The sequence below is a fragment of the Bacillus sp. FJAT-47783 genome (assembly GCF_022808615.1).
Classification (GTDB): domain Bacteria; phylum Bacillota; class Bacilli; order Bacillales; family Aeribacillaceae; genus Bacillus_BZ.
This window is the reverse complement of the sequence record NZ_JAKZKS010000064.1, coordinates 1-1531: the sequence shown is the minus strand read 5'-3', so window position 1 is coordinate 1531 and position 1531 is coordinate 1. Positions and strand designations below refer to the sequence as shown.

1 protein-coding gene is annotated in these 1531 nt (G+C 37.2%); it reads left to right on the top strand.

Features of this window, described 5'->3' with window-relative positions; genetic code table 11:
* Positions 1-168 precede the first annotated feature (168 nt).
* Positions 169-1530, top strand: coding sequence for an IS4 family transposase (locus tag MLD65_RS17945; RefSeq protein WP_243293183.1), 1362 nt, complete (start codon positions 169-171; stop codon positions 1528-1530).
* Position 1531: the final 1 nt, after the last annotated feature.

Sequence of the window (1531 nt, the reverse complement as noted above, 5' to 3'; positions counted from 1 at the left end):
ACTCAAACTTCGCACTTTAAAAAGTTAGTGCACCCATAGTGGTTCTAAGGTTCATTGGTGTAAAAAATGTTTATTGACAAATGATTCTAAAAATGCAAAAAACACCTCATTCTTTGGTATAGTGGATTTGTCGAGAATACACTACCAAACAGAAGAGGTGTCTCCTATATGATAGAGCAAAACGGTCAAACGAATCAACTACCCAAAGAATTAAAATCTACTTTTGATGAATTAGAAGTTTTCAAACACTTACGCAAGGCTGGAATCACTAAGAAGTTTGGATTTACATGTGCTTATCTTTTTCAACTTGTTTTTTGTCTGATTTTTCAACACAAGAAATGGTTTACTCTCCTTCAATCAAAGAAAGGAGATTCATACCCAGCCAAGGACGCTGTTTATCGTTTTATGAATCATTCCAAGTTTAATTGGCGTCGTTTTTTAACATTGTTTAGTGCCAGTACCATTGGAAAAGTTGATGCACTTACCGATTCAAAACGCCCAAAAGTACTGATTGTTGATGACTCCATGTATGATCGTGACCGTAGTAAAAAACTAGAACTATTAGCACGTTGTATGGATCATTCTTCGATGAAAAAACGCTATTATAAAGGGTTTCGTATGCTTACACTTGGTTGGTCAGATGGCTTCACTTTCATGCCACTAGATTTTACTTTATTAAGTTCTATCAAAGCTCAAATCAATGGCATATCCGAAAAAGTAGATAAACGCTGCTCCGGCTATAAACGTCGTCTAGATGCACTACAGACAGCTCCAGAACAAGTTACGTCTATGGTAAGAAGAGCACTATCTGCAGGAGTCACAGCTAATTATTTGTTAATGGATTCATGGTTTACACATCAACCACTTATTACATCCATTGTTGACTTAGGATTGGATGTCATTGGAATGGTGAAACCGACAAATCAACGATACATCGTCAATAACAAAGAAGTGTCTTTAAAACAACTCTATTTCCTTTCCGCTCCTGTTCAGGGCAGAAAAGGCCTTCTTCGTTCAATCCATACAACATTGGCTAATGGCGTACCAGTCAAAGTTGTCTTTATACAGAACCGAAACAAAAGAAGTGAGTGGCTAGCCATTCTTAGCACAGATTGCACAATAACGGACCAAGAGATCGTCCGCATTTACGGTATGCGTTGGGACATTGAGGTGTTTTTCAAAACAACGAAATCTTTATTACGTCTTCAAAAGGAGTTTCAAGGTATCTCATATGATTTACTAATCAGCCATACGACACTCGTATTTTCAAGGTACATCGTATTGTCTTGGCAAAACCGTTGTAACACAGATCAACGTACATTAGGCGGTATTTTTTATGAACTTTGTGATGAAGTAAATGAACTTGATTGGGCTGTCGCACTTCAGCAGTTAATCGAGCTTCTTGAAGATGTCCTTAAAAAGTCAAATCGAAAAATCAAAAAACTAATACAAAGTCAACTACAGCAATGGGTAGCAGCCTTACCTAACTATATCAAGGCTTATTTGCCGATTTCAGTATGCGAAGTTTGAG